At 54.0% G+C, this 25,190-nt stretch carries 24 protein-coding genes; 8 read left to right on the plus strand and 16 right to left on the minus strand.

Features of this window, described 5'->3' with window-relative positions; all coding sequences use genetic code 11:
* Positions 1–92 precede the first annotated feature (92 nt).
* From btsR to ppiA, 3 genes are all read right to left on the minus strand, one after another.
* The gene (btsR, locus tag SGBXF1_RS22435) at positions 93–818 is read right to left on the minus strand and encodes a two-component system response regulator BtsR (protein WP_037424977.1); all 726 of its coding nucleotides are present in this window, start codon (positions 816–818) and stop codon (positions 93–95) included.
* Positions 818–2,503, minus strand: a complete 1,686-nt coding sequence (locus SGBXF1_RS22440; RefSeq protein ID WP_037424979.1) for a sensor histidine kinase — start codon at positions 2,501–2,503, stop codon at positions 818–820. The genes btsR and SGBXF1_RS22440 overlap by 1 nt, the downstream gene beginning before the upstream one ends.
* Before the next feature lie 291 nt (positions 2,504–2,794).
* Entirely contained in the window at positions 2,795–3,364 is a 570-nt protein-coding gene (gene ppiA, locus SGBXF1_RS22445) for a peptidylprolyl isomerase A (protein WP_037424983.1), read from the minus strand.
* Between the two features lie 356 nt (positions 3,365–3,720).
* Here ppiA and SGBXF1_RS22450 point away from each other — a divergent pair, with 356 nt between their 5' ends.
* The 4 genes from SGBXF1_RS22450 (at position 3,721) to tsgA (ending at position 7,940) form a co-directional block, all read left to right on the plus strand.
* Positions 3,721–4,065 carry a PTS lactose/cellobiose transporter subunit IIA gene (locus SGBXF1_RS22450; protein ID WP_037425003.1) on the plus strand — a complete coding sequence of 115 codons (345 nt, stop codon included), beginning with the start codon at positions 3,721–3,723 and terminating at the stop codon, positions 4,063–4,065.
* Positions 4,062–5,369, plus strand: a complete 1,308-nt coding sequence (locus SGBXF1_RS22455) for a 6-phospho-beta-glucosidase (RefSeq protein WP_186427563.1) — start codon at positions 4,062–4,064, stop codon at positions 5,367–5,369. The genes SGBXF1_RS22450 and SGBXF1_RS22455 overlap by 4 nt, the downstream gene beginning before the upstream one ends.
* A gap of 97 nt (positions 5,370–5,466) precedes the next feature.
* A complete protein-coding gene (locus SGBXF1_RS22460) occupies positions 5,467–6,447 on the plus strand; it encodes a LacI family DNA-binding transcriptional regulator (RefSeq protein WP_061808567.1) in 981 nt (326 codons plus the stop codon).
* Between the two features lie 308 nt (positions 6,448–6,755).
* Positions 6,756–7,940, plus strand: coding sequence for an MFS transporter TsgA (gene tsgA / locus SGBXF1_RS22465; protein WP_037424992.1), 1,185 nt, complete (start codon positions 6,756–6,758; stop codon positions 7,938–7,940).
* Between the two features lie 60 nt (positions 7,941–8,000).
* Here tsgA and SGBXF1_RS22470 read toward each other — a convergent pair whose 3' ends face one another.
* Positions 8,001–9,269: a cytosine deaminase gene (locus SGBXF1_RS22470; protein WP_390901920.1), complete on the minus strand. Its 1,269-nt coding sequence runs from the start codon at positions 9,267–9,269 to the stop codon at positions 8,001–8,003.
* Between the two features lie 303 nt (positions 9,270–9,572).
* On the opposite strand from SGBXF1_RS22470, the gene nirB reads away from it, so the two are divergent.
* From nirB to cysG, 4 genes are read left to right on the plus strand one after another with little or no spacing between them, the layout of a single operon-like run.
* Positions 9,573–12,122 carry a nitrite reductase large subunit NirB gene (gene nirB / locus SGBXF1_RS22475; RefSeq protein WP_186427565.1) on the plus strand — a complete coding sequence of 850 codons (2,550 nt, stop codon included), beginning with the start codon at positions 9,573–9,575 and terminating at the stop codon, positions 12,120–12,122.
* A complete protein-coding gene (gene nirD, locus SGBXF1_RS22480; RefSeq protein ID WP_130382267.1) occupies positions 12,119–12,445 on the plus strand; it encodes a nitrite reductase small subunit NirD in 327 nt (108 codons plus the stop codon). The genes nirB and nirD overlap by 4 nt, the downstream gene beginning before the upstream one ends.
* Before the next feature lie 30 nt (positions 12,446–12,475).
* Entirely contained in the window at positions 12,476–13,276 is an 801-nt protein-coding gene (nirC, locus tag SGBXF1_RS22485) for a nitrite transporter NirC (protein WP_037426187.1), read from the plus strand.
* Positions 13,277–13,326: 50 nt separating this feature from the next.
* Complete coding sequence (gene cysG, locus SGBXF1_RS22490; protein WP_186427566.1) at positions 13,327–14,730, plus strand: siroheme synthase CysG; 1,404 nt, start codon at positions 13,327–13,329, stop codon at positions 14,728–14,730.
* A 50-nt stretch (positions 14,731–14,780) separates the two neighbouring features.
* Here cysG and trpS read toward each other — a convergent pair whose 3' ends face one another.
* The 12 genes from trpS to pilM all read right to left on the minus strand — a co-directional run bounded on the left by trpS (position 14,781) and on the right by pilM (position 25,089).
* Entirely contained in the window at positions 14,781–15,785 is a 1,005-nt protein-coding gene (gene trpS, locus SGBXF1_RS22495) for a tryptophan--tRNA ligase (RefSeq protein WP_037426182.1), read from the minus strand.
* Between the two features lie 2 nt (positions 15,786–15,787).
* The gene (locus tag SGBXF1_RS22500; protein ID WP_186427567.1) at positions 15,788–16,486 is read right to left on the minus strand and encodes a phosphoglycolate phosphatase; all 699 of its coding nucleotides are present in this window, start codon (positions 16,484–16,486) and stop codon (positions 15,788–15,790) included.
* Positions 16,479–17,156, minus strand: a complete 678-nt coding sequence (gene rpe, locus SGBXF1_RS22505; protein WP_037426178.1) for a ribulose-phosphate 3-epimerase — start codon at positions 17,154–17,156, stop codon at positions 16,479–16,481. The genes SGBXF1_RS22500 and rpe overlap by 8 nt, the downstream gene beginning before the upstream one ends.
* A gap of 112 nt (positions 17,157–17,268) precedes the next feature.
* On the minus strand, positions 17,269–18,081 hold the full coding sequence (gene dam / locus SGBXF1_RS22510) for an adenine-specific DNA-methyltransferase (protein ID WP_037426176.1): 813 nt from the start codon (positions 18,079–18,081) through the stop codon (positions 17,269–17,271).
* Between the two features lie 278 nt (positions 18,082–18,359).
* Entirely contained in the window at positions 18,360–19,382 is a 1,023-nt protein-coding gene (locus SGBXF1_RS22515) for an SPOR domain-containing protein (protein WP_037426166.1), read from the minus strand.
* Positions 19,383–19,541: 159 nt separating this feature from the next.
* Positions 19,542–20,639, minus strand: coding sequence for a 3-dehydroquinate synthase (gene aroB, locus SGBXF1_RS22520; protein WP_037426163.1), 1,098 nt, complete (start codon positions 20,637–20,639; stop codon positions 19,542–19,544).
* Positions 20,640–20,731: 92 nt separating this feature from the next.
* Positions 20,732–21,253 (minus strand): shikimate kinase AroK, encoded by a 522-nt coding sequence (gene aroK / locus SGBXF1_RS22525; RefSeq protein ID WP_004391482.1) that lies wholly within the window; start codon positions 21,251–21,253, stop codon positions 20,732–20,734.
* Positions 21,254–21,603: 350 nt separating this feature from the next.
* Positions 21,604–22,845 carry a DNA uptake porin HofQ gene (gene hofQ / locus SGBXF1_RS22530; RefSeq protein ID WP_084797502.1) on the minus strand — a complete coding sequence of 414 codons (1,242 nt, stop codon included), beginning with the start codon at positions 22,843–22,845 and terminating at the stop codon, positions 21,604–21,606.
* The gene (locus tag SGBXF1_RS22535; RefSeq protein WP_061808505.1) at positions 22,842–23,210 is read right to left on the minus strand and encodes a DNA utilization family protein; all 369 of its coding nucleotides are present in this window, start codon (positions 23,208–23,210) and stop codon (positions 22,842–22,844) included. The genes hofQ and SGBXF1_RS22535 overlap by 4 nt, the downstream gene beginning before the upstream one ends.
* Positions 23,203–23,724 (minus strand): hypothetical protein, encoded by a 522-nt coding sequence (locus SGBXF1_RS22540; protein WP_186427568.1) that lies wholly within the window; start codon positions 23,722–23,724, stop codon positions 23,203–23,205. The genes SGBXF1_RS22535 and SGBXF1_RS22540 overlap by 8 nt, the downstream gene beginning before the upstream one ends.
* Complete coding sequence (locus tag SGBXF1_RS22545) at positions 23,717–24,253, minus strand: PilN domain-containing protein (RefSeq protein WP_061808507.1); 537 nt, start codon at positions 24,251–24,253, stop codon at positions 23,717–23,719. The genes SGBXF1_RS22540 and SGBXF1_RS22545 overlap by 8 nt, the downstream gene beginning before the upstream one ends.
* On the minus strand, positions 24,253–25,089 hold the full coding sequence (pilM, locus tag SGBXF1_RS22550; RefSeq protein ID WP_186427569.1) for a type IV pilus biogenesis protein PilM: 837 nt from the start codon (positions 25,087–25,089) through the stop codon (positions 24,253–24,255). Before pilM ends, SGBXF1_RS22545 begins: the two co-directional genes overlap by 1 nt.
* Between the last annotated feature and the right edge of the window lie 101 nt (positions 25,090–25,190).

Here is a 25,190-nt window from a genome sequence, read left to right on the forward strand (position 1 = left end):
CGTACTGCATCTCTACTTCGACATGATTTCATGCGGGATTTTGTTAGTCGTCAATCTCAACAAAAAGAACACGAACAATGGCTACAAGAAAATCAACCTCGCAGCCCCAGCTCTTCTTTCAGCGCTTTCAGGTAACGACGGCTGACCGGTACCGGCTCGCCGACCGGCATGATCATTTCCGCCGCACCGTTGTCATCAAAGCGAATTTCACGCACCTGCTCCAGATTAACCAGATACTGGCGGTGACAGCGCACCAGCGGCGTTCGCATTTCCAGCGTGCGCAGCGTCAGCTCGGTGAAGCACTCCATGCCATCATTGCGGACCACGAACACCCCACTCAATCGCGAACGAATAGCCACAACCTCATCAAAGCGCAGTAGATAAATACGGCTGTGGCCCGTGCAGGGAATGTATTTCAGGTAACCGGCACTTTCGTCCAGCACAGCCATATTTTGTTGTCCGCGATGCTGCTGCAAGCGCTGCAACGTTTTGCTCAACCGCTTAGGTTCTGCCGGTTTCAACAGGTAATCAAAGGCGTGTTCTTCGAAAGCCTGCACCGCGTATTCATCGTAAGCGGTCAGAAACACGATATGCGGCATACGATTGGGATCGAGCATGCCCACCATCTCCAACCCGGTGATGCGCGGCATCTGTATATCCAGAAACACAACGTCTGGCTGCAACCGATGGATACCACTGATGGCCTCTATTGCGTTAGCGCATTCACCAACAATGCTGATCCCCTCTTCTGCCTCCAGTAAATGCCGCAGGTTATCGCGAGCAGAAGGCTCATCATCAACAATCAGTACGTTTAACATCAGGCAGCCCTCGCCAGCGGTACATTGAGCGTAATACGGGTGAATAATTGCGGCTCGCAGGCCACCTGCACGCCATAGCCATCGCCGTAGCGTACACGAATACGCTTATCCACCAGGTTCATTCCCAACCCACTGTTATTTGCCTTCGGTTGGAATAGACCCGCATTGTCGGTCACTTGCAGTAGTAAACATCCGTCCTCAAGCCGTGCGCCAATATCAATTCGCCCCACGCCCAGCAACTGCGACGTACCATGCTTAATGGCATTCTCCACAATCGGTTGCAGTGAGAATGCCGGTAACCGCACCGCCAGCAACTCTTGCGGTAATGACATGGAGATCTCCAGCCGATCGGCAAAACGCGCCAGTTCGATCTGCAGATAGGCGTTCACGTGTTCAAGCTCATCCGCCAGGCTAACCTCGTCATCCGAGCGTTTCAGGTTCTTGCGGAAAAAGGTAGAAAGGTACTGCACCAACTCGCAAGCTCGGTTGCCGTCACGACGGATAACCGCCACCAGCGTATTCAGGGTGTTAAACAGGAAGTGTGGGTTGACCTGCGCATGCAGCAATTTGATTTCCGACTGTGCCAACAACTGTTTATGGCGCTCATACTGCCCAGCCATAATCTGCGCGGATAACAGGCTGGCAATCCCCTCACCCAACGTCCGATTGATGGTGCTGAATAACCGACTCTTGGGTTCATAGAGTTTGATAGTACCAATCACCCGTTGGTTTTCACCGCGTAGTGGGATCACCAGCGTTGAACCCAGTTTGCAAGCAGGATTGATCGAGCAGCAGTAGGAAAGCTCATTACCGTCAGCGTAAACCACTTCGTTATTGTCGATCGCTCGATGCGAGTGCCCTGATGAAATCGGCGTGCCTGGCAGGTGGTGGTCGTCACCGATACCAATAAACGCCAGCAGCTTCTCGCGGTCGGTAATGGCCACGGCGCCAATCCCCAGTTCCTGATAGATAACTCGCGCCACTTTCATGCTATTTTCCTGATCAAACCCCTGTCGCAAGATACCTTCGGTACGCTCCGCTATCTTCAACGCCTTGGCCGAAAACGCCCCGGTGTATTTCTCGAACATCGCCCGTCTGTCGAGCAGGATCTGCATAAACATTGCGGCACCCACGGTATTGGCGATCAGCATTGGCAACGCAATGTGCTCCACCAGTCTTAGCGCTTCGTCGAACGGACGGGCAATCGCCAGGATAATCGCCATCTGGAGAACTTCAGTAACGAGCGCTACCCCTGCGACAAACAACGGGTTAAACAGCAAATCAATACGACGATGGCGCATAGCAATACTGTGCACGACTCCGCCCACCAACCCTTCCGCCACGGTTGATACCGCACAGGCAACATCGGTCATGCCGCCGAGGGTGTAGCGGTGCAGCCCCCCCGTCAGCCCGACCAGGAAACCCACCGAAGGCCCGCCCAATAAGCCTCCCAACACGGCGCCAATCGCACGGGTGTTGGCGATTGAACCTTCGACATGCAGACCGAAATAGGTGCCCATGATGCAGAACACCGAGAAAATGACATAACACAAAAGCTTATGTGGCAGACGAATAGTCACCTGCGTCAGCGGTATGAATAGCGGGGTTTTGCTCAGCAAATAAGCAATAACAAGGTAAACACACATCTGCTGCAACAGCAGCAGAACCTGGCTAAATTCAAACATGGCAGCAGTTCATCCCTTAATAAAACAGATGCGTACCCAACGTGGTTGAAGTTGCAGTTCGGTGGTAGGCGCGAAAATCCTCAGGCACTTATTCAGGTAAGTGGCTGGGATGACACATCTGCCGGGAGCAGATTTGTACGCTGCGGCTTCAAACAAGAGGGCATAACGCCGGGTTTCCGGTCTGATTATGAGCTGGCGATTAAAGCATGTGGCGGGGGAAAAAACAGTGATGCAGGTAAGGCTTCCAGGGGAAAGCAACGCAGCCGGCCCGCTGGGGCCGGCGCAAAATCATTATGGCAGCACTTTTGCTGACAAAATGACGATAGGCTTGCTCGGGACATTCTGGTACGGACCAACGTTACCGGTTGGTGCCTGGGAGATTTTATCCACTACATCCATACCTTTGATCACTTTACCGAACACCGCATAACCGAAGTCACGCTGACCGTGATCCAGGAAGGCATTATCCGCCACATTCAGGAAGAACTGGCTGGTAGCGCTGTCCTTGTCGGCAGTACGCGCCATCGAAATGGTGCCGCGCAGGTTACGCAGACCGTTATCCGCTTCGTTCTTGATTGGCGCCTGCGTTGATTTTTGCTGCATATCCGCAGTAAAGCCACCGCCCTGAACCATAAAGCCCGGGATCACACGGTGGAAAACAGTGTTGTTGTAATAGCCGCTGTTCACGTAGTCGACGAAGTTCTTGGTGGAAACCGGAGCCTTCTGACTGTCGAGCGCTAATTCGATATTCCCTGCTGAAGTGGTCAGCATGACATGAGTTTCACCGGCGGCGAACGCAGCGGGCGCCATTGCTGTCAGGGAACACAGCGCAACGAAGGTCACTAAAGTACGTTTGAACATTAACGGGTCCTTTCTCTGGGAGACAAACAACGGAAAAGCGCCTTGATTCTAAAGAGCTGTACCTGCGAGTGCCAGCCATTTACCTATATTTACGTAATTGTGGGATATATCTCAGCCAACCCCGAAATTTACTGCCAAAAGTATGATCGCCTTAGACCTTTTTGCCAACCGCATCACGCATTTTTTGCCCTTTTTACACCTTCGTCGCTTTTTGCGACACAACTCCCGGTTTCGTTTCTCATTCTGGTTAATCTAAACAAATGAGAGCGCTCTCATTCTGGAGCGACACTGAAAATAATGAATATCCGCCGGCATGACTGTCGCGCAATAACAGGAGAAATAATGTGAGTGAATTGATGACTGAAACTGAAATCAGCCCCGATTTTGAAAGCACCATCATGGAACTGCTGGTGTTCTCCGGTGGCGCCCGCAGCAGTGCGCTGATGGCGCTACAGCAAGCCCGTGCCGGCGACTTTACCGCTTCAGCCAAACATATGGCCGAATCCAAACAGTCGGTAAAAAAGGCTCACCTGATCCAGACCCAACTGATCGGCCTGGACGAAGGCTGCGGCAAACTGACCATCAACCTGATTACCGTTCATGCTCAGGACCATCTGATGAACGCCATGGTGATCCAGGATCTGGCGGACGACATGATTGAACTTTATCGCCGTCAGGCCCAAATGGGGATTCATGCATGAAATCGTTAAAAATCGCTGTTATCGGCGGCGGCAGCAGCTACACGCCAGAATTGGTCGATGGGCTGATCCAACGTATTGAAGAGTTGCCGGTCACTGAATTGGCACTGGTAGACGTTGAGCCTGGCCGCGAGAAAGTAGAAATCATTGCCGCACTGACCCAACGTATGCTGGCACGCCACGGGCTGGAGCAAGTGAAGGTTAGCGTGCATTTCGAGCTGGATGACGCGATTCGCGATGCCAGCTTCGTACTGACGCAGTTTCGCGTCGGGCAGTTGCCTGCACGTGCCGCCGACGAGCGTTTAGGGCTGAAATACGATTTGATCGGCCAGGAAACCACTGGCGTTGGTGGCTTTGCCAAAGCACTGCGCACCATTCCAGTCATGCTGGATATTGCACGCAGAGTAGAAAAATTGGCACCTGATGCCTGGATCATCAACTTCACCAACCCAGCCGGCATCGTCACTGAAGCGGTCTCTCGTTACACCAACGCGAAAATTATCGGCCTGTGCAACGTGCCGATCAGCATGCACCATATGATCGCCAACATGCTGAAAGCGCCTTATAGCGAAGTACAAATGCAGTTTGCCGGTCTTAACCACATGGTGTGGGTACATCAGGTAACGCAAAATGGCCTCGACGTGACCGACAAGGTCATCGATATGCTGTGCGACGGTGCCGCTCTGACCATGAACAACATCAAAGAAGAACCGTGGCAGCCTGATTTCCTGCGTGCTGTCGGTGCGATCCCATGCCCATATCACCGCTATTTCTATCAGACTAAAGAGATGCTGGCCGAAGAAATTGCCGCAGCGGCCGAACGCGGTACTCGCGCCGAACAAGTGATGAAAGTAGAGAAAGAGTTGTTTGAACTGTATGCCGACCCACATCTCGACAGCAAACCAGAACAACTCAGTTTCCGCGGCGGATCATACTATTCAGAAGTCGCGCTGGAGCTTATCCGTGCGATCCATAATAATCTCGGTACGCAATTAGTCGTCAATACAGCAAACCGTGGCGCTATTCGCGGTTTGCCAGACGACGCTGTGATAGAAACTAACTGTATCGTCGATGCACAGGGTGCACATCCGCTGACGTTTGGCACGTTGCCAGACGCCATGCATGCGCTGACCCAACAGGTCAAAGCCTACGAGCGTCTGACCATCGAAGCTGCCGTACATGGCGATCGACGTAGCGGTCTGTTGGCGCTGGTCACCAATCCACTGGTAGGCAATGCTAACGTGGCACAACCCCTGCTGGATGAAGTGTTGGCGGTGAATGCACCTTATCTGCCGCAATTCAAATAACCGTCGGACAAACCACGGTTACTGATACATTGCTATAACTAGTATGTCGGGGTTCGGTTCGCCGAACCCGTTTTTTGCTGTAATCAGGAGTCAGATGATGGTGACACTGGAAGATGTCGCAGCCTTGGCAGGCGTGTCACGCGCCACGGTGTCACGCGTAGTGAATGGCGATACCAACGTTAAAGGGCAAACCCGCGAGAAGGTTGAGCGTGCTGTAGCTCAACTCGGCTATACCCCCAATCCTGCCGCCCGTGCATTGGCTTCCAGCCACAGTAATACTTTGGGACTTGTCACCACCTCGTATCGCGGTGGTTTCTTCGGCGCACTCATGGACTGTGTCCAAACCGAAGCCGAATCTCACGGCAAGCAACTGCTGGTGACCCAGGGTCGTAGCAGTGCAGAAAACGAATGGCAGGCAATTCAGCGACTGTTCAGCCTGCGCTGTGATGGCGTGATCCTTCATGTCCGTTTCCTCAGTGATGACCAACTGCGTCAATTAGCGACGGAACAACGCCGCTTTGTGCTGCTCGATCGTCTGGTTCCCGGCCTGGAGGAGCGTTGCGTCACCTTCGATCATCCACGCGCCAGCCGAATGGCAACACAGCAGTTGATCGATGCCGGTCACCGGCACATCGCCTGCATCAGCGGCCCGCGCGACCGCCCTTCCAGCCGACTGCGACTCGATGGTTTTGAACAAGCGATGCAGTCTGCACATATCAAACCCGTCGCCTGCGTCGAAGGGCTGTACGATCTTGAAAGCGGGTATCGTTGCGCCGACCAACTGCTGCAAATGAAAACGACGCCTACCGCAATCTATTGCTGCAACGAAGAGATGGCCATCGGTGCGCTGCTGGCGATCAACGAGCACCGCCTGCGGGTCCCGCAAGATATTTCGTTAATTTGTTACGACAGCGGTGAACGCGCCCCCTTCGTACGGCCTGCGCTGACCAGCGTGCATTTTCCAATTACCGAAATGGCACAGTACGCCGCGCGTCTGTTGATTGACCCGACCACAACCAGCATCAGCTTCTCGCCGATCGTCATCAGCCGTGACTCGATCGTGACGGCAAGCAAATAGATCACAAAAAAACCTCAGTAGCTTTCATTGATTGCATCAAAAAATCGACAGCCATCACAAAAACTCCCGTTGTCTGTGCTAGGATCCGCTCCCTGGTGGCCTGATCGGGACTTTTCTCTGCTTTTGCCAGGAAAAACCAGCGGCCTTTACCCAGTGTTATACCCTATGAATTTCAAATTGCAGCAAAGTGCCTAGCTCACTCATCGAAGCTTACTTAGGTAAGTGACTGAGGGAGTTAATGTAGGTAACAACACTGCGATTTGAAAGGCGGCGGGAGTAATCCTAACAGACATAATCAGGCCTATATAATGAATGACAGCAACCGTCTACGGCTTACCTGGATCAGCTATTTTTCTTACGCGCTGACCGGTGCTTTAGTTATCGTCACAGGGATGGTGATGGGAAACATTGCAGAGTACTTTAATCTGCCGGTTTCCAGCATGAGTAATACGTTTACCTTTCTTAACGCCGGTATTTTGATTTCGATCTTCCTCAATGCCTGGCTGATGGAAATTATCCCGCTGAAACGCCAACTGATGTTTGGCTTTATCCTGATGGTATTGGCTGTCGCAGGACTGATGGTGAGCAAAAGCTTAACCATGTTCTCGTTATGCATGTTTATCCTTGGTGTGGTCAGCGGTATCACCATGTCGATAGGCACCTTCTTGATCACCCATATGTACGCGGGCCGTCAACGCGGTTCACGTCTGCTGTTCACTGACTCCTTCTTCAGTATGGCTGGGATGATCTTCCCGATTGTCGCCGCAATGCTGTTGGCGCGTCAGATCGGTTGGTACTGGGTGTACGCGTGTATCGGCCTGCTGTACGTGGGTATCTTTGTGCTAACCCTGTTCTCCGAGTTCCCGGTTCTGGGCAATAAAGGCGCCGACGCGGGTCAGCCGGTAGCGAAAGAGAAATGGGGTATCGGCGTGTTGTTCCTGTCGATCGCCGCACTGTGCTACATCCTCGGTCAGCTCGGTTTCATTCAGTGGGTACCGGAATACGCCACCAAGTCCTTCGGGATGGATATCAGCCAGGCCGGTAAACTGGTGAGTGATTTCTGGACGTCGTACATGGTTGGTATGTGGGTGTTCAGCTTTATCCTGCGCTTCTTTGATTTGCAGCGCATCGTCACCATTCTGGCTGCGTTGGCGACCGGTGCGATGTATCTGTTCGTCAGCACCGACAACCCGGAACACCTGGGCTACTACATTATGGCTCTGGGCTTCGTTTCAAGTGCGATCTATACCACGTTGATCACTCTGGGCTCGTTGCAGACCAAGGTTTCCTCACCGAAACTGGTTAACTTCATCCTGACCTGCGGTACCATCGGTACCATGCTGACCTTCGTGGTCACTGGCCCGATTGTAGCGAAAGGTGGTGCACACGCAGCGCTGACTACCGCTAACGGCCTGTACCTGGCGGTATTCGTGATGTGTCTGCTGCTCGGTTTCGTGACCAAGCACCGCAGCCACGGCCACGTGACGCACTAATCTGCTATCGTGATGTGAAAAGGGCGCCTCGGCGCCCTTTTTTATACGACCTGCTGCACCTTAGCGCCGGAAATCCACCTTCTCATCCTGCGTCAGATACAACGTCGTTTCCGCGGGCCGGGTTTCGGCAATCACCGCCCCTTCGCGTATTGAATAGCGTACTGGCGTCTGCCTACGCACGGCATCAAAACCGCTTTCTGCAGGCAAAATTACCAGATTGGCGCTGTTGCCTGCCACCAAGCCGTAATCCGTCAGATGTAAGGTCCGTGCACTGTGGCTGGTTATCAATTTCAACCCGTCGTCGATCTGGCCATACCCCATCAGTTGACACACATGCAGCCCCATATGCAGCACCTGCAGCATATTGGCGGTACCCAGCGGATACCAGGGATCGAACACATCGTCATGACCAAAGCAGACGTTGATCTCCGCTTCCAGCATCTCCTTAACCCGGGTAATGCCACGCCGTTTAGGGTAGCTGTCGAAGCGTCCTTGCAGGTGGATATTCACCAGCGGATTCGCAACAAAGTTAATGCCGGACATTTTCAACAGACGGAATAACCGCGACGTGTAAGCACCATTGTAAGAGTGCATCGCCGTGGTGTGACTGGCCGTCACCCTACTCCCCATCCCCAACTTCAGCGCCAGTGCGGCGACGGTTTCAACAAAACGCGACTGCTCATCATCAATCTCGTCACAATGTACGTCTACCAGCCGATCGTACTTTTGCGCCAGGGCAAACGCCTTGTGCAAGGACTCCACCCCGTATTCACGGGTGAACTCAAAGTGTGGAATAGCCCCTACCACGTCGGCTCCCAGCCGCAGTGCTTCTTCCAACAGTGCCTCACCGTTGGGGTAGGACATAATGCCCTCTTGAGGGAAGGCGACGATTTGCAGCGTCACCCAAGGCGCAACCTCTTGTTTCACTTCCAGCATCGCACGTAACGCGGTCAGGGTTGGATCAGAGACGTCCACGTGAGTACGTACATATTGCACACCATTGGCGATCTGCCATTTGAGTGTCTGCCAGGCGCGTTGCTTAACATCTTCATGGGTTAGCAGCGCCTTGCGCTCTGCCCAACGCTCAATGCCTTCAAACAGGGTGCCAGACTGGTTCCAGGTTGGCTGTCCGGCAGTTTGGGTGGTATCCAAGTGAATGTGCGGCTCAACAAATGCCGGCATCGCTAACCCACCCTGCGCATCCAGCACATCGTTTCGCCACTCCAGCCCTTCCGGCTGGGGAACGAGATGCGCGATGCGCCCATGCTCGATAGCCAACTGCCACAACCCTTCATGCCCACTCAGACGCAGGTTGTCGATAAACTTCAATGGATTTTTGGCCACCCTTCACCTCTGCTGTTCCAACCCGTTTTACTCATCATACTGGCAGCGAATCATACAGACAAAGCTACCGGGCGTTTATTACGCCATCTGTTACTCCCGAATGCGTATTTATCGCATTGACTGGCTCGTTTCAGCTAAAGATGAATAAAAACCACAACTTATGAAATATCGATAAAAATCATCCATATACCACATTAGAGGTATATGGAGGGGCGCTTGATTTGCATCAATAAATCGCCCGTAGGGAGGAATAAGGTAACGCTAGGAAACCAGAATTTTGAGGCAATAATGAGCAGAGTCAAACTTGCTGTCATCGGTAACGGCATGGTCGGCCACCGATTTATCGAAGATCTGTTGGAAAAAGCAGACAAAGACCAGTTCGACATCACCGTATTTTGCGAAGAACCCCGCATCGCCTACGATCGCGTGCACTTGTCTTCTTATTTCTCCCACCATACTGCCGAAGAGCTTTCACTGGTGCGCGAAGGCTTTTACGAGAAACAGGGCGTGAAAGTACTGGTCGGTGAACGCGCTATCACCATCAACCGCAGCGAGAAAGTCATTCACTCCAATACCGGCCGCACGGTCTACTACGACAAACTGATCATGGCGACCGGTTCATACCCCTGGATCCCGCCGATTAAAGGCTCGGAAAGTCAGGACTGCTTCGTTTACCGTACCATTGAAGATTTGAACGCCATCGAAGCTTGCGCGCGTCGCAGCAAACGCGGCGCGGTGGTCGGTGGTGGCCTGTTGGGGCTTGAGGCCGCTGGTGCGCTGAAAAGTCTGGGGGTTGAAACTCACGTCATTGAATTCGCCCCCGTGCTGATGGCTGAACAGCTCGATCCAATGGGCGGCGATCAGCTACGCCGCAAGATCGAACGCATGGGCGTCAAAGTCCATACCGGTAAAAACACCCAGGAAATCGTCAACGGCGGTGAGCAGGCGCGCAAAACCATGCAGTTTGCCGACGGCACTGCGCTGGAAGTGGACTTTATCGTCTTCTCCACCGGCATCCGCGCCCAGGACAAGCTGGCCCACCAGTGCGGTCTGGCTACCGCCCGCCGTGGCGGCATCGTGATTAACGACAGTTGCCAGACCTCAGATCCGGACGTTTACGCCATCGGCGAATGCGCCTCATGGCGTGAGCGCACCTTCGGTCTGGTAGCGCCGGGCTATAAAATGGCGCAGGTCGTGGCCGACCATTTACTGGGCCGTGAAAACACCTTCCTGGGTGCCGACATGAGCGCCAAGCTGAAACTACTGGGTGTCGACGTTGGCGGTATCGGTGATGCCCACGGCCGTACCGAAGGCGCCCGCAGCTATGTTTATCTGGATGAAAGCAAAGAAGTTTATAAACGCATTGTGGTCAGTGCCGACAACAAAACCCTGCTTGGTGCCGTCCTGGTCGGCGACACCAGCAATTATGGTAATTTGCTCCAGTTAGCGCTTAACGCCATCGAACTGCCGGAAAATCCAGACGGTCTGATCCTGCCAGCGCATGCGGGCAGCAAACCGGCTATCGGTGTCGACTCACTGCCGGAAACGGCACAAATCTGTTCCTGCTTCGACGTCAGCAAAGGCGATATCATTAAAGCCGTCGGCATGGGTTGCCATACCGTTGCAGCAATCAAGTCAGAGACCAAAGCCGGTACTGGATGTGGCGGCTGTATTCCACTGATCACCCAAGTGCTGAACGCAGAACTGAGCAAACAGGGCATCGAGGTTAATCACCACCTGTGCGAACACTTCGCCTATTCACGCCAGGAGCTGTACCACCTGATCCGCGTGGAAGGCATCAAGTCCTTCGATGAACTGCTCACCAAATATGGCAAGGGTTACGGGTGTGAAGTCTGTAAGCCGACCGTCGGCTCCCTGCTAGCTTCCTGTTGGAATGAATACATACTCAAACCACAACACACACCGCTGCAGGACACCAACGACAACTTCCTCGGCAATATCCAGAAAGACGGCACCTACTCGGTGATCCCACGCTCCCCCGGCGGCGAAATTACACCGGAAGGGTTGATGGTCGTTGGCCAGATCGCCAAGGAATATAATCTGTACACCAAGCTGACCGGCTCCCAACGCATCGGCATGTTCGGCGCCCAGAAAGATGACCTGCCGGCCATCTGGAGCAAACTGATTGCCGCCGGTTTTGAAACCGGCCACGCCTACGCCAAGGCGTTGCGCATGTCCAAAACCTGCGTCGGCAGTACCTGGTGCCGCTTTGGCGTCGGTGACAGCGTCGGTTTTGGCGTCAAGCTGGAACACCGCTACAAAGGCATCCGTACCCCGCACAAAATGAAGTTTGGTGTTTCCGGCTGCACCCGTGAATGCTCCGAGGCTCAGGGTAAAGACGTCGGCATTATCGCGACCGAAAACGGCTGGAACCTGTACGTGTGCGGTAACGGCGGGATGAAACCACGCCACGCCGACCTGCTGGCCGCAGATCTCGACAGCGAAACGCTAGAGCACTACCTCGATCGCTTCATGATGTTCTATATCCGCACCGCCGATAAGCTGCAACGCACCTCGGTATGGCTGGAAAGCCTGGAAGGCGGTATCGACTATCTGCGGAAGGTGATTATTGACGACAAACTGGGCATCAACGAGCAACTGGAAGCCGAGATCGGCCGCCTGCGTGATGCAGTGGTCTGCGAGTGGAAAGAAACCGTTGAGCATCCGGAATCCCAAGTCCGCTTCGCCCACTTCATCAACAGCAACCTGCGCGATCCGAATGTGCAAGTGGTTGCCGAGCGTGAACAGCATCGGCCGGCGCGTCCGGATGAGCGTATTCCTGTCACTTTGCTGGAAGCTGAGGAGAACAACGCATGAGCCAGTGGACAACCCTTTGCCCCCTTACCGATATCTTACCCGGTACCGGTGTATGTGCCCTGATCGGTAACCAGCAGGTGGCGGTATTCCGTCCTTACGATGACGAACAGGTCTTTGCGATCAGCAATATTGATCCCTTCGCCCAGGCCAGCGTGTTATCACGTGGCCTGATCGCCGAGCATCAAGGTGAACTGTGGGTCGCCAGCCCACTAAAAAAACAACATTTCCGCCTGCACGACGGTTACTGTCTGGAAGATGAAAGCCGCTCCGTCGCGCATTTCACCAGTCGGGTTCTGGATGGCATGGTACAGGTCGCGGCCTGATATTTTCACTTTAACCTCAGGGGAAGCAGCATGTTCACCGATACCATCAACAAATGCGCCGCCAACGCAGCGCGCATCGTCAGGCTGGCAAAGCACAGCCCGCTGGGCTTTTGGATTAGCTCAGCGATGGCCGGGGCCTATGTCGGCCTCGGCATCATTTTGATCTTCACTCTCGGTAATCTGGTCGATCCGTCACTGCGACCACTGGTGATGGGTGCCACCTTCGGCATCGCACTGACGCTGGTGATCATTGCCGGGTCGGAGTTGTTCACCGGTCATACCATGTTCCTGACGCTCGGCGTCAAGGCCGGCACAATACGCCAAAGTCAGATGTGGGCAGTATTGCCACAAACCTGGCTGGGCAATCTGTTGGGATCGGTGCTGGTCGCTCTGATGTACTACTACGGCGGTGGCAGCCTGCTGCCAGTAGACACCAGTCTGGTGCATACCGCTGCGTTGGCAAAAACCACCGCGCCGGCAGAGGTATTATTCTTTAAGGGTGTGCTGTGTAACTGGCTGGTCTGTCTCGCGATTTGGATGGCGATCCGTGTTGAAGGCGCCGCCAAATTCATCGCCATTTGGTGGTGCCTGCTGGCCTTTATCGCGTCCGGTTATGAGCACTCCGTCGCCAATATGACACTGTTTGCCCTGTCCTGGTTCGGCCATCACAGTGAAGCCTATACCCTGAGCGGAATCGGCCATAATCTGCTGTGGGTAACACTGGGTAATATTGTGTCCGGCTCTGTACTGATGGGCCTGGGTTACTGGTATGCCACACCGCGTGCCGAACGGCCTCAAGCCGAAAAAACCGCAACACGCCAGACCGCGTAATATTTTTGGGGCGCCTTGCGCCCCTCTGCTGATTGCCCCGAGGATTGCCGATGGACTACCTGCCAATTTTCTGCCAACTGCAACACAAAGCCTGCCTGCTGGTCGGTGGTGGTGCAGTTGCCGAACGCAAAGCTCGCCTGCTGCTGGATGCCGGAGCAGCACTGACCGTCAACGCTTATACCTTCACTCCGCAGTTCCACGAATGGGCCGCGCAAGGACGGATTACGCTGTTAGAAGGTGAGTTCAGTGCAGCGCTGCTGGCAGAGAAATGGCTGGTGATCGCCGCGACCGATCGGGTCGAGGTTAACGCATTAGTGTACCAATGCGCCAACCAACAGCGGGTGTTCTGCAATGTTGTGGATGATCCTAAACGCGCCAGTTTTATCATGCCGTCGATTATCGATCGTTCACCGATTATGGTCGCCGTGTCCTCCGGTGGCAAAGCGCCAGTACTGGCGCGTCTGCTGCGTGAAAAACTGGAAGCGGTCCTGCCTCAGCATCTGGGTAAACTGGCGCAACTGGGCGGTTCATTGCGTCAGCGTGTGAAAAAGCACTTCAGCGACATCGGTTCACGCCGTCGTTTTTGGGAAAAGCTGTTTGCCCATGATCGACTCGCACAATCACTGGCCAATAATGACGTAGCACTGGCAGAGAGGCAGATTGAGCAGTTGTTTAGCCATCAACCGCAAGAATGCGGCGAAGTAGTACTGGTGGGGGCCGGCCCTGGCGATGCCGGTTTGCTGACGCTGAAAGGCCTGCAGCAAATCCAGCAGGCTGACGTGGTGGTTTATGATCGACTGGTCTCTGATGATGTCATGACGCTGGTACGCCGCGATGCCGAACGTATTTTCGTTGGTAAGCGTGCGGGTCACCACTGCGTACCGCAGGAACAAATCAATCAGATCCTGCTGGAGCAAGCACAGCTTGGTAAACGTGTTGTACGGCTGAAAGGCGGTGACCCGTTTATCTTTGGACGTGGTGGTGAAGAACTGGAAACGCTGGCCGAAGCGAATATTCCGTTCTCGGTGGTACCGGGTATTACTGCTGCCTCTGGCTGCTCGGCTTACAGTGGTATCCCTCTTACTCATCGCGACCATGCACAAAGCGTACGGTTGGTGACAGGCCACGCCAAACGTGACGGCGGACTGGATTGGTCAACACTGGCTGCCGGACAACAGACGCTCGTGTTTTATATGGGTCTGACTCAGGCGGCAGACATTCAACAGCGACTGATCGAACATGGCATGCCTGCCACAACCCCAGTAGCGCTGGTTGAGAACGGAACTTCCTGTCGCCAACGGGTGATCGAAGGGGAATTGAGCCAACTGGGGACGCTGGCCTTACAGGCTGCCAGCCCAAGTTTAATCATTGTCGGCAGCGTGGTAAGCCTGCGCAGTAAGCTGAACTGGTTCTCCAGTCAGGAGGCTCCACAGCAACTGGCCCAAATGGCCTGATACAGACGTAAAAAAAGCGGCCGATGGCCGCTTTTTTATAAATCGACGTGTTACTGCGGTGATACAAACCCGACGGCCTGATAAACCTTCGCCAGTGTTTCCTGCGCACGTGCACGCGCTTTAGCCGCACCGTCACGCATGACCTGCTGCAACAAAGCTTCGTCGTTGCGGAAACGGTGATAACGCTCCTGCAGTTCACCCAACATGCCGGATACCGCTTCAGCGACAGCGCCTTTCAAGTGGCCATACATCTGGCCTTCAAACTCGGCTTCCAACTGAGCGATGCTTTTGCCGGTCACGCCGGAAAGGATATCCAACAGGTTAGATACCCCGGCCTTGTTCGCCACGTCATAACGGACTACCGGTGGCTCTTCGGAATCGGTCATCGCACGTTTGATCTTCTTCATCACCGCTTTCGGGTCTTCCAACAGGCCGATAACGTTATTGCGGTTATCGTCCGACTTGGACATCTTCTTGGTCGGCTCTTGCAGCGACATCACGCGGGCGCCAGACTTCGGAATGAAGGGTTCAGGCACTTTGAACACGTCACCGTATAACGCATTGAAACGCTGACCGATATCACGGCTCAACTCCAGGTGTTGCTTCTGGTCTTCACCGACCGGCACCTGGTTAGTTTGATACAGCAAGATATCCGCAGCCATCAGTACCGGGTAGCTGAACAGACCGGCGTTGATGTTCTCCGCATAACGGGTGGATTTGTCCTTGAACTGGGTCATACGGCTCAGTTCGCCGAAATAGGTGTAGCAATTCAACACCCAGCTCAGCTGGGTGTGTTCCGGTACATGCGACTGCACGAAGATGGTGCTCTTTTGCGGATCAATACCGCAAGCCAGATACAGCGCCAGCGTATCCAGCGTAGCCTTGCGCAGCTTGTCTGCGTCCTGACGTACGGTGATGGCGTGCAGATCGACGATGCAGTAGATGCAGTCGTAATCGTCCTGCATTTTCTCCCACTGACGCAGCGCCCCCATGTAGTTGCCAATGGTCAGTTCACCGGACGGTTGCGCGCCGCTAAATACGATGGGCTTACTCATGTTTAAATTTCCTGATTCTCTAAAGATGACAGCCCAAGAGCGGGCAACAAGTCGGCAAAGTGCTCCAACACACGGTCGGGATGGCTCAGGGCAATCTCTTCGCCGTAGTTATAACCGTAAGTCAACGCGGCACTTGGACAGCCTGCACCCTGTGCAGCCTGAATATCGTTACGGGAATCGCCGACAAAAAGCAGCTCGTTGGCGCGGACGCCAAGCTTGCCGAGTACCAGATACAGCGGTGCAGGGTGTGGCTTTTTCTCTACCACATCGTCACCGCCGATAATCAGCGAGAAATAATCGATAATGCCCAATGAGGTCAATAACGGCGCAACAAACGGCGTCGGTTTATTCGTCACTAATGCCATTGGATAGCCTTGTGTGGCTAAGCGTGCCAGCGTTTCCTTTACCTGTGGAAACAGGCGGCTACCGCTGTCGACCGTTTGTGCATAGAAATGATCAAAACGTTCGCGCAGTTGCAGGCAATGTTCGGGTGTTGCGTCAACTTCAGTCCAACGCAGTGCACGTTGCACCAGCACGTCGGCGCCATTACCAATCCAGGTGCCAACTCGTGCTTCACCAGCCTGCGGCAGACCCATTTCTGCTAACGCCAAATCGATAGCGGCTGCAAGCCCTGGCGCGCTGTCAACCAGCGTGCCATCGAGATCAAAGGCGAGAGCACGGATCGCGCCGAAATCAGCCATGCGTCACCTTTGCCAATTCACTGCGCATTTCATCAATTACCCGGCGGTAGTCCGGCTTACCAAAGATAGCGGAGCCGGCGACAAACATGTCTGCGCCTGCCGCAGCAATCTCGGCAATATTATCGACTTTAACGCCACCATCCACTTCCAGTCGGATATCTCGGCCGCTTTCGTCAATCAATTTGCGCACCTGACGCAGTTTATCCAGTGTGCCGTGAATAAACGACTGACCGCCAAAACCAGGGTTGACCGACATCAGCAGAATCACGTCGACTTTGTCCATCACGTAATCAAGGTAACTCAGCGGCGTTGCTGGGTTAAAGACCAGACCGGCTTTACAGCCGTGCTCTTTAATCAGTTGGATCGTACGATCGACGTGTTCGGAGGCTTCCGGATGGAAAGAGATGTAAGTGGCACCCGCTGCGGCAAAGTCCGGCACAATGCGATCGACCGGTTTCACCATCAAATGCACGTCAATAGGTGCGGTAATGCCGTAGTTACGCAGCGCCTGACAAACCATCGGCCCAATCGTCAGATTGGGAACGTAATGGTTATCCATCACGTCAAAGTGCACTACATCACCGCCTGCGGCCAGCACATTAGCAGTATCTTCACCCAAGCGGGCGAAGTCTGCTGACAAGATGGACGGGGCAATCAAAAATTTTTTCATCCGCTCTCTCCAAACGTAGGGTTCGAATCGTTATACCCCTCGCTTTTCAAGCTACAACACTGTTGGCTGCAACTCGAAATCCATAGGGTAAATACGCCGGGGAGTTCCCGGCTTAGCGATACAGCGCCAAAAGCTCATTCACTTTGCTGCGACCAAGAATATTTCTGCTAATGGTACGGCGTGCTTTCACCACGAACAACGAAGCATGCTGGTACCAGTCACGCGTCAACTCGGTATCATGATTGGAAATCAATACAGGCACTTGGCTTTCTACCGAAAGCTGATGCGCCATCAACGCCAGGCTCTGCTGATCCGCCATGCTGAAGCTGTTAGTGTGGTAAGCGGTAAAATTCGCCGTCGCCGATAATGGCGCATAAGGCGGATCGCAGTACACCACTGTACCGCGCTCAGCTTTCGCCATGGTATCGCGGTAATGCTCACAGACAAAAGTGGCGTTGCGGGATTTTTCAGCGAACCAGTATAACTCTTCCTCAGGGAAGTACGGTTTCTTGTAACGTCCGAATGGAACGTTGAACTCCCCACGCAGGTTATATCGGCACAAGCCGTTGTAACAGTGGCGATTCAGATAAAGAAACAGCAGTGCGCGGCGATAAGGATCGCTACTAGTATTAAACTCTGCGCGCAGCAGGTAAAACTGATCCGACTTATTGAATTCATCGGTGAAAAGAAGGCGGGCATCACGCACGAAGTCATCCGTACGTAGTTTAACGATGTTATACAGATTAATAAGATCGCTGTTGATGTCGGCGAGAATATAGGCGTCGTATTCTGTGTTCAGGAAGACTGAACCCGCACCCACGAAGGGCTCGATTAAGCAGTCGCCTGCTGGTAGATGACGACGAATCTCGTCCACCAGCGGGTATTTTCCACCAGCCCATTTTAAAAAAGCGCGGTTTTTCTTCATGCCGTCAATTAGCTACTTATTATACAATTCAGAGCGGCGGATTGTACTCTGTTTCAGACAGCACATCAGCGCACAAATTTAAGTGATTGATACCCTTCATCCTTCAAGCCGCAGCATCATTGGCCACGCACAGTTATTCGACCTGTCCGCAGGCCACTTCAGTCATCTGTTACGGGCGAATATGTACGCGCCGATTAACACGGGCGCAGCATGCTGCGCCCTTATAATGCCTGAAATTTCTGCTCTTACCGCCTGGCTGCAGCTTGAAATCTATCGGGTTACTTTTTCAGATCCTGTTGAACCTGACCTACAGGCCGAACCCAAGGTTTTTTCGCCTGAACATCCGCAGGCAACGTCGCGATTGCGCGCTTCGCTTCTGCTGAAGAGGCGTAGTTACCGCTTACCAGTACATACCAAGGTTTGCCATTACGCTGGGTTGAATACACCAGGTAATGCTGCAACTTCTGCTGCTTGGCGTACGCGTTAAGCGTATCGGAACGCGAGGCGCTGCTCAGTTGCAGAGTGTAATGGCTTGCCGGTGCAGACTGAAGTGAGCCGCCATTGCCGCTTACCGTTCCCGCTTTCGCACTCGCTGCACCCGCTTTGCTGGAAGATGCTGGCGCTGGCGTATACACCGTGGTTGGTGTTTTATGCTGCGTAGCCGTAGCCGCTGGCTTACTGACGTTTTTCGCCGGTACTTTATGTTGCTGTGGTGCGGTGCCCTGCACTGGACGCGTGGCTTCTTTCGCTGCAGCCCCGTTCATCAGGGTAGCTGGTGCTGTAGGCAGCGTGGACACCGGGCCGCTCATGCCCTGCGTCGCCGCATCAACCTGGCCCTGCTGCGCTGACAGTGCATCCGACATATTGCCTGGCAGATCAACACGCTGTTGCGCGCCGCCCTGCTGTGGCTGCGGTTGCGCTTCCGTCGGCGTACTGGAAATTGGTGGAACGTTGACCGTCTGCGGCTGAGAAGTGCTGCTCACGCCGTTATTGTCATTGGTGTCAGTGGTGCCGCCTGGCACACCGGTATTACCGGCAGTCAGTGACGACGAACCAGACAGGTTAATGTCCTTGGCTGCACCATTCTGCGCTCCTTCCTGTGCCGCCTCATGCTTGGTTGGCGCCTTTAGCGCTGAACCAATACCGATAATCAGCAACAGCAACACCAGAATACCGATACCAATCATTAAATGCTGACGCGAAACAGCAAAGCGTGGTCCCGGAGCCGGTTTACGCGAACGTGCAGGACGACGATCGCTGCTATCAGGTCTGAGATCGTCTTCCGGTTTAAACTCATCCATCTGAAACCCTCCAACTAGAGGCAAAAGCCCACCACTGTAGACCTACTGTGGCACGGGCAGATTAACCCGATGATGGCAAAGTGACGCCAGTCATGCTTTGCACATTAATTAATATAGATGTAAACGGCGGCTAAGCCACTGTTACTTCGTCCGATTTACTTAGGCATTCCGTTCAGGAAGGCAAGCTGCGATCGAAGCAAGCACCATTTCATGCCCCACTCCGCCACGGACCTCCGCCTGGCCAATAGCCGTCGGCAGTACCAGGCGCAATTCACCGGCCAGTACCTTCTTATCACGCATCATATGCGGCAGATAAGATTCCGGCGCCATTTCCTGCGGGCCACACACCGGCAAACCAGCGCGCAACAACAGTGCTTTAATACGTTCAATATCGTCGGTAGTGAACTGACCGAGACGGTGCGCAGTTTCCGCTGCCATCACCATACCGGCAGCAACAGCTTCCCCGTGCAACCATACACCATAGCCCATTTCGGCTTCGATCGCATGGCCGTAAGTATGGCCCAGATTCAGCAACGCGCGCAGACCGCTTTCGCGTTCATCAGCGGCAACCACCTCGGCCTTCAGCTCGCAACAACGGCGGATACAATAGGCGAGCGCCTGCATATCCAACGCCATCAATGCATCGATATTTTTTTCCAGCCAGACAAAGAAATCGCGATCGAGAATAATCCCGTACTTGATCACTTCAGCCAGACCAGAGGAGAGTTCACGCGCCGGTAAGGTTTTCAGGCAATCCAAATCAACCACTACAGAAGCCGGTTGATAGAACGCGCCGATCATGTTTTTACCGAGCGGATGATTGACGGCGGTTTTACCGCCAACGGAAGAGTCCACCTGCGACAGCAGCGTGGTAGGAACCTGGATAAAGCGGACACCGCGCTGATAACAAGCGGCGGCAAAGCCGGTAAGATCGCCAACCACGCCGCCCCCGAGGGCGATTAGCGTGGTATCACGACCGTGCGGCTTTTCCAACAGTGCCGAGAACACCTGCTCAAGCACGGCAAGGGATTTATACTGTTCGCCATCAGGTAAAATCACCTGATCCACCATGACGCCAGCCTGCTCCAGCACCTTCCGGACGTGGTCCAGATAGAGTGGTGCCAGGGTTTGGTTGGTGACCAGCATGACCTGTTCACCTGACTTCAGCGGCATAAAAGAAGCCGGATCGTTAAACAATCCGGCGGCTATGGTAATCGGGTAGCTGCGCTCCCCAAGCGTTACGGTAATTCTCTCCATGTCGCGCTCAGTTCTCAATGTGGTTTATCCCCGCTACCGCGGGGAACACAATCAGTCTTCCGCATTTGCCGTGGCTAACACGGAAACCGCAATCAGTTACTTTCCAGCATGTTGATAATCTGGTTGGCAACCACTTTGGCGCTTTGATCGTCGGTGCGGATGGTGACATCTGCAATTTCTTCGTATAACGGATTGCGCTCTTTCGCCAGCGCTTCAAGCACTTCACGCGGAGGAGAATCAACCTGCAACAGCGGACGCTTTTTGTCACGCTGAGTACGGGCTAACTGCTTCTCGATAGTGGTTTCCAGGTACACCACCACGCCACGCGCCGACAGACGGTTACGCGTTTCACGCGATTTAACCGAACCACCGCCGGTAGCCAGCACGATGCCTTGCTTTTCCGTCAGTTCATTAATGACTTTTTCTTCACGATCGCGGAAACCTTCTTCACCTTCCACGTCGAATACCCAGCCCACGTCAGCTCCGGTACGTCGCTCAATTTCTTGATCGGAGTCGAAAAACTCCATATTGAGTTGCTGAGCTAACTGACGGCCAATAGTGCTTTTGCCGGCACCCATAGGCCCAACCAGAAAGATATTGCGTTTCTCTGCCATGTTTTTCGGTATTACTAAGACAATTCGTTAATGTTAACCCGCCCCGCCAATCAAATCAGCGGCGGGACCTAAACTGAAACCTCATGAACGATAGTGCGAGATCAGACGGAAAATTATCTCAACACTCTTGGTAGTTTGGCAACCGAATAAATCGCAATCCACGCCGCAGGAGGGAAACCATACGTTTTTAACGGCGTCTTGGCGCTAACAAAAAAACCTCGGTGCTCAATTCGGTAACCCTTGTAAGCTAAATCGGCCGCAGCGTCAAACGCAGATGCCCCCAAGGTGATAAAAAAGTGCATCTGCTCATCAACTTTAGGCGATTTCTACCAAACCTGGGACCTTGCCGCTCAGGCCTTAATCAATGTCGGAGTAATAAATATCACCAGCTCGCGCCTTTTATGCTGTTTGCTGCTTTGTTTAAACAAGGATCCCAGTAGTGGCACATCACCCATCCCCGGCACTTTGTCCGCACCCTGAGCACTATGACGTTGAAAAATACCGCCTAAAACCACGGTTTCCCCATCCTTTAGCGTCACTTGGGTTTTGATCTCCTGTTTGTCTATTGCCAGTGTCTCGCCAGCGGCACGACTGATCGATCGTCCAGGCATGTTCTGACTGATATGCAATGCCAAGGTGATTCGCCCATTGGGTAAAATTTTCGGCGTGACTTCCATGCCCAAAACCGCCTCTTTGAACTCCATCGACGTCGACCCGGTGGAGCCACTGCTCACTTCGTAAGGAATTTCCGTCCCTTGCTTGATACTGGCCGTTTGCAAGTTCGCCGTCAGCAAGCGTGGACTGGCGATGATTTCCACCCGGTTTTCCTGCTCCAGTGCCATCAGCTCCAAATCCAACAGACGCCCACCGATCCGAGCTAAGTGAAAACCGGCACTGAGTGCACTACGTTCCAGCGGCAAACTTACATTAAAGCCATTCATCTGCCACGATTTCGCTGGCCTTTCATCCGGTGCCAATCCCCAACGCACACCAAGCTCACGCAAACTCTCGCTATTGATGGTGACAACATGCGCCGCTAGTTGGACCTGTGCCAACGGCGCATCCATTTCCGCAATCCGCTGCGTTAACAACGCCACGACCGACGCAGTATCGCGAACCAACACCGCATTGGTGCGCTTGTCCGCCACCACGCTACCGCGCTCACTCAGTAACATACGGCCCTGGGCATTCAGGCTTGCGGCAACCTCGGTAGCATCAGCATGGCTCAACGGCAGAGTCACGCTATGCAGTGGCTGTTTTTGTGCCAAGGCTTGTTGTTGCCTCTGTTTTTCCTGTTCATTCAGTTCAGGGTGCACCATCATGACATTGCCCTCTAGGGTCATCGACAACTTCCCCATACGCAGGATCACGGCCAATGCCTGCTGCCAGGGTACGTTATCCAGCCTCAGCGTCAGATTGCCCGCGACACCCACAGCAGTCACCACATTCAATTGCCGATAATCTGCCAACGCCTGCAACACGACGGTAACCGGCGCATCCTGAAACTCCAATGAAATAGGGTCTTGGTCCTGTGCTGAACCAGTAATGGCCACGCCCCATAGCAACATCCCCAACCAGCGGCATCCTTTCATTCTTTTTCTTCCTTATGAGGGGTTCCCAGCACCAACACCGCCGTATTCTCAGCAGCAGGGCACTCTGTATCCCCGTCACCCTCTTCCCGTTTCAGCGTCAATCGTTTTGCCTGTACCTGCTCAACCTGCCAACGCCCAGCAAGCAAGGTTTGGTGAGGAGCCAGCCGCAGCCACTGCCCAGTGGGGGTGATAACCCAGGCATGCCGTAACGCTCCTTGTCCGAGGGTCCCCTTCAATTTCCAGCCTACCAATGATTCGGTCGCTGACACACAACCAGGTATTGGCAAGGGGCTAAAGGGATCTCGCGGCTGTGCCATCAACCCCAACGGCAGTAATAACAGCCAGTAACCACTGCGTTTATTCATTGATATTTACCGCCGTAGCCTCTGACGACACCGCATCCTGGAAAGTAAAATCCGTGGTGAGACCTCCCGCCTGCGCTTCGACGGACATTTGAGCAAGGCGTAATTGGGCAGGTAAATTCTCCAGCAGTATTAATAACCTGCCGTAATTGAGATGCAGCCTCAGCATTTGCTGCGATGAGCCTTCATGTTGCTGCCAGCGTTGCAGCCCCGCGCCGACGCGTTGCAATACCGTCATCAAATCCCCCTTGGTGGCGGGTCGCTGTGCGATCTGTTGAAGATTTTGGTTCACCGCTTCAAGCGTTGGCATACGCGCCACTTGTTCTGATAACAGTTCAATACGTTGTGTGAGCAATTGATGCTCCGCCGCGGTCTGTTCCAACTGCTGCCATTTCCCTTGCAGTAACAGGCCAAACAGCAGAGCCATTCCACTAAACATGAGACCCTGTATCCCCAGCAGCGCACGCCCCGACAAGCCTAACCATCTCGCCATCCAACGTGGCAGCGGCTTATTCATCTCGGTTCCATTGCGCGACCAACGCAAATGAAAATAGGCCATCCTGCCGCCGCACCACTTCGGCCAGACGGTAGCTCTGCAATAACGACACTGTCGCCAATTGCTGCTCAAACTGAACCACCGCTTCATAACGGCGGCTAAGCCCCCGCAGACTGACGCTTTGCGCATTAGCTTCAAGCGCAATAAGCCACAATGGCGGGGGTAATAGCGTTGAGAATTGCTGTAATAACTGCAGATAACGTCGGTTATATACCTGGTTCTTATCGTACTGTTCCGCCAGCGCGGTTAAACGGGCCAGACGCGCCATCGCCTGTTGTAATTGCTGATGACGGTCGGTCAGTTCCGCTTGCTGTCGGACCAACACCAACAGTGCCTCGTGCCGCTGCGCCTGTTGTTGGCTTAACAGACCAAAAACCACCATCAACACAGCCAGCATAAGCACCAATTGCAGCACCAACATTCGCAACCAAAAGGCACCACGCCGACGCTGAACCTGAACGCGCCAGGGCATAAGATTCACCTGATACATCAGCAGTCCTCTCCACGCAGCGCCAGGCCACCCGCCAAGACGAATGCCGCTGGCAATGCGGGTAAGGGGGGCCGTAGTTGGCTGAAGGCACTGAACGGCGACCAAGGCAAGCACCCCGATGGCGTTTGCTCATCTGTTACGCTGCTATAGTAAATCTGATGTTCATCGTGCGATGGGCAGGCCGCACGCATTGCCGCCAGAGCCAGGCTCACACCGTCCGCTGACCCTACCGGCACAAGGCCATAGGCCGCACGGCGTGGGGCCACCCACAGCCATTCTTGGTCGAGGCGATGCAGCAGACCGGCGTTGGCCGGTAGCCCTGCCGCTGCCGCCATCGTGCGCAGTGCACAAGGAGTGATATCAACCACCTGTGGCTGCAGATTGGCCTGTTGCAGGCAATGCAGCCACTGCTGCAATTCTTGCTGACGTGCAGCAGTGAGCAGCAACGCGGTAGGATCTGATGGTGAACAGCGGTAGTCCAGCGCCAGGGTTTGGCTGTCCAGCGGGAACTGTTTGAGCCCCTGACTGGTGATGTAGTCGCCGCGCGCAGGCTCTTTTAACCTGGCATCCGGCAACGGTAAGAGGTGTTGTAAAACCCGTTGTGCGGGCAGAGCAATGCGTAAGGAAATATGTCTTGGTAACTGAATTCGCCATTGTCGCAGTGCATGAATCAATGCCTCGGTGTCTACCAGACAACCTTCTCGCAGCACCGGTTGCGGCAGCGTTTGCTGCCACCAGTGACGCAGTTGCCAGCCATGACGACGTCGCTGAGCCGCCAGCGCGCGAACGCAGTTGCTTTGTATATCCAGCCCCACCTGCCATGCTTGAGTGAACATATTTCGCCCGACCTCCATATCGTCAGATGATAAAAGAACATATCCATGTTGCAGGCTTGCCTTTATACTACCGCGCGGTTGTTTATAAACTGCCCAAATGA

Origin of the sequence: Serratia grimesii, assembly GCF_900186025.1 — a bacterium.
Lineage (GTDB): Bacteria > Pseudomonadota > Gammaproteobacteria > Enterobacterales > Enterobacteriaceae > Serratia > Serratia grimesii.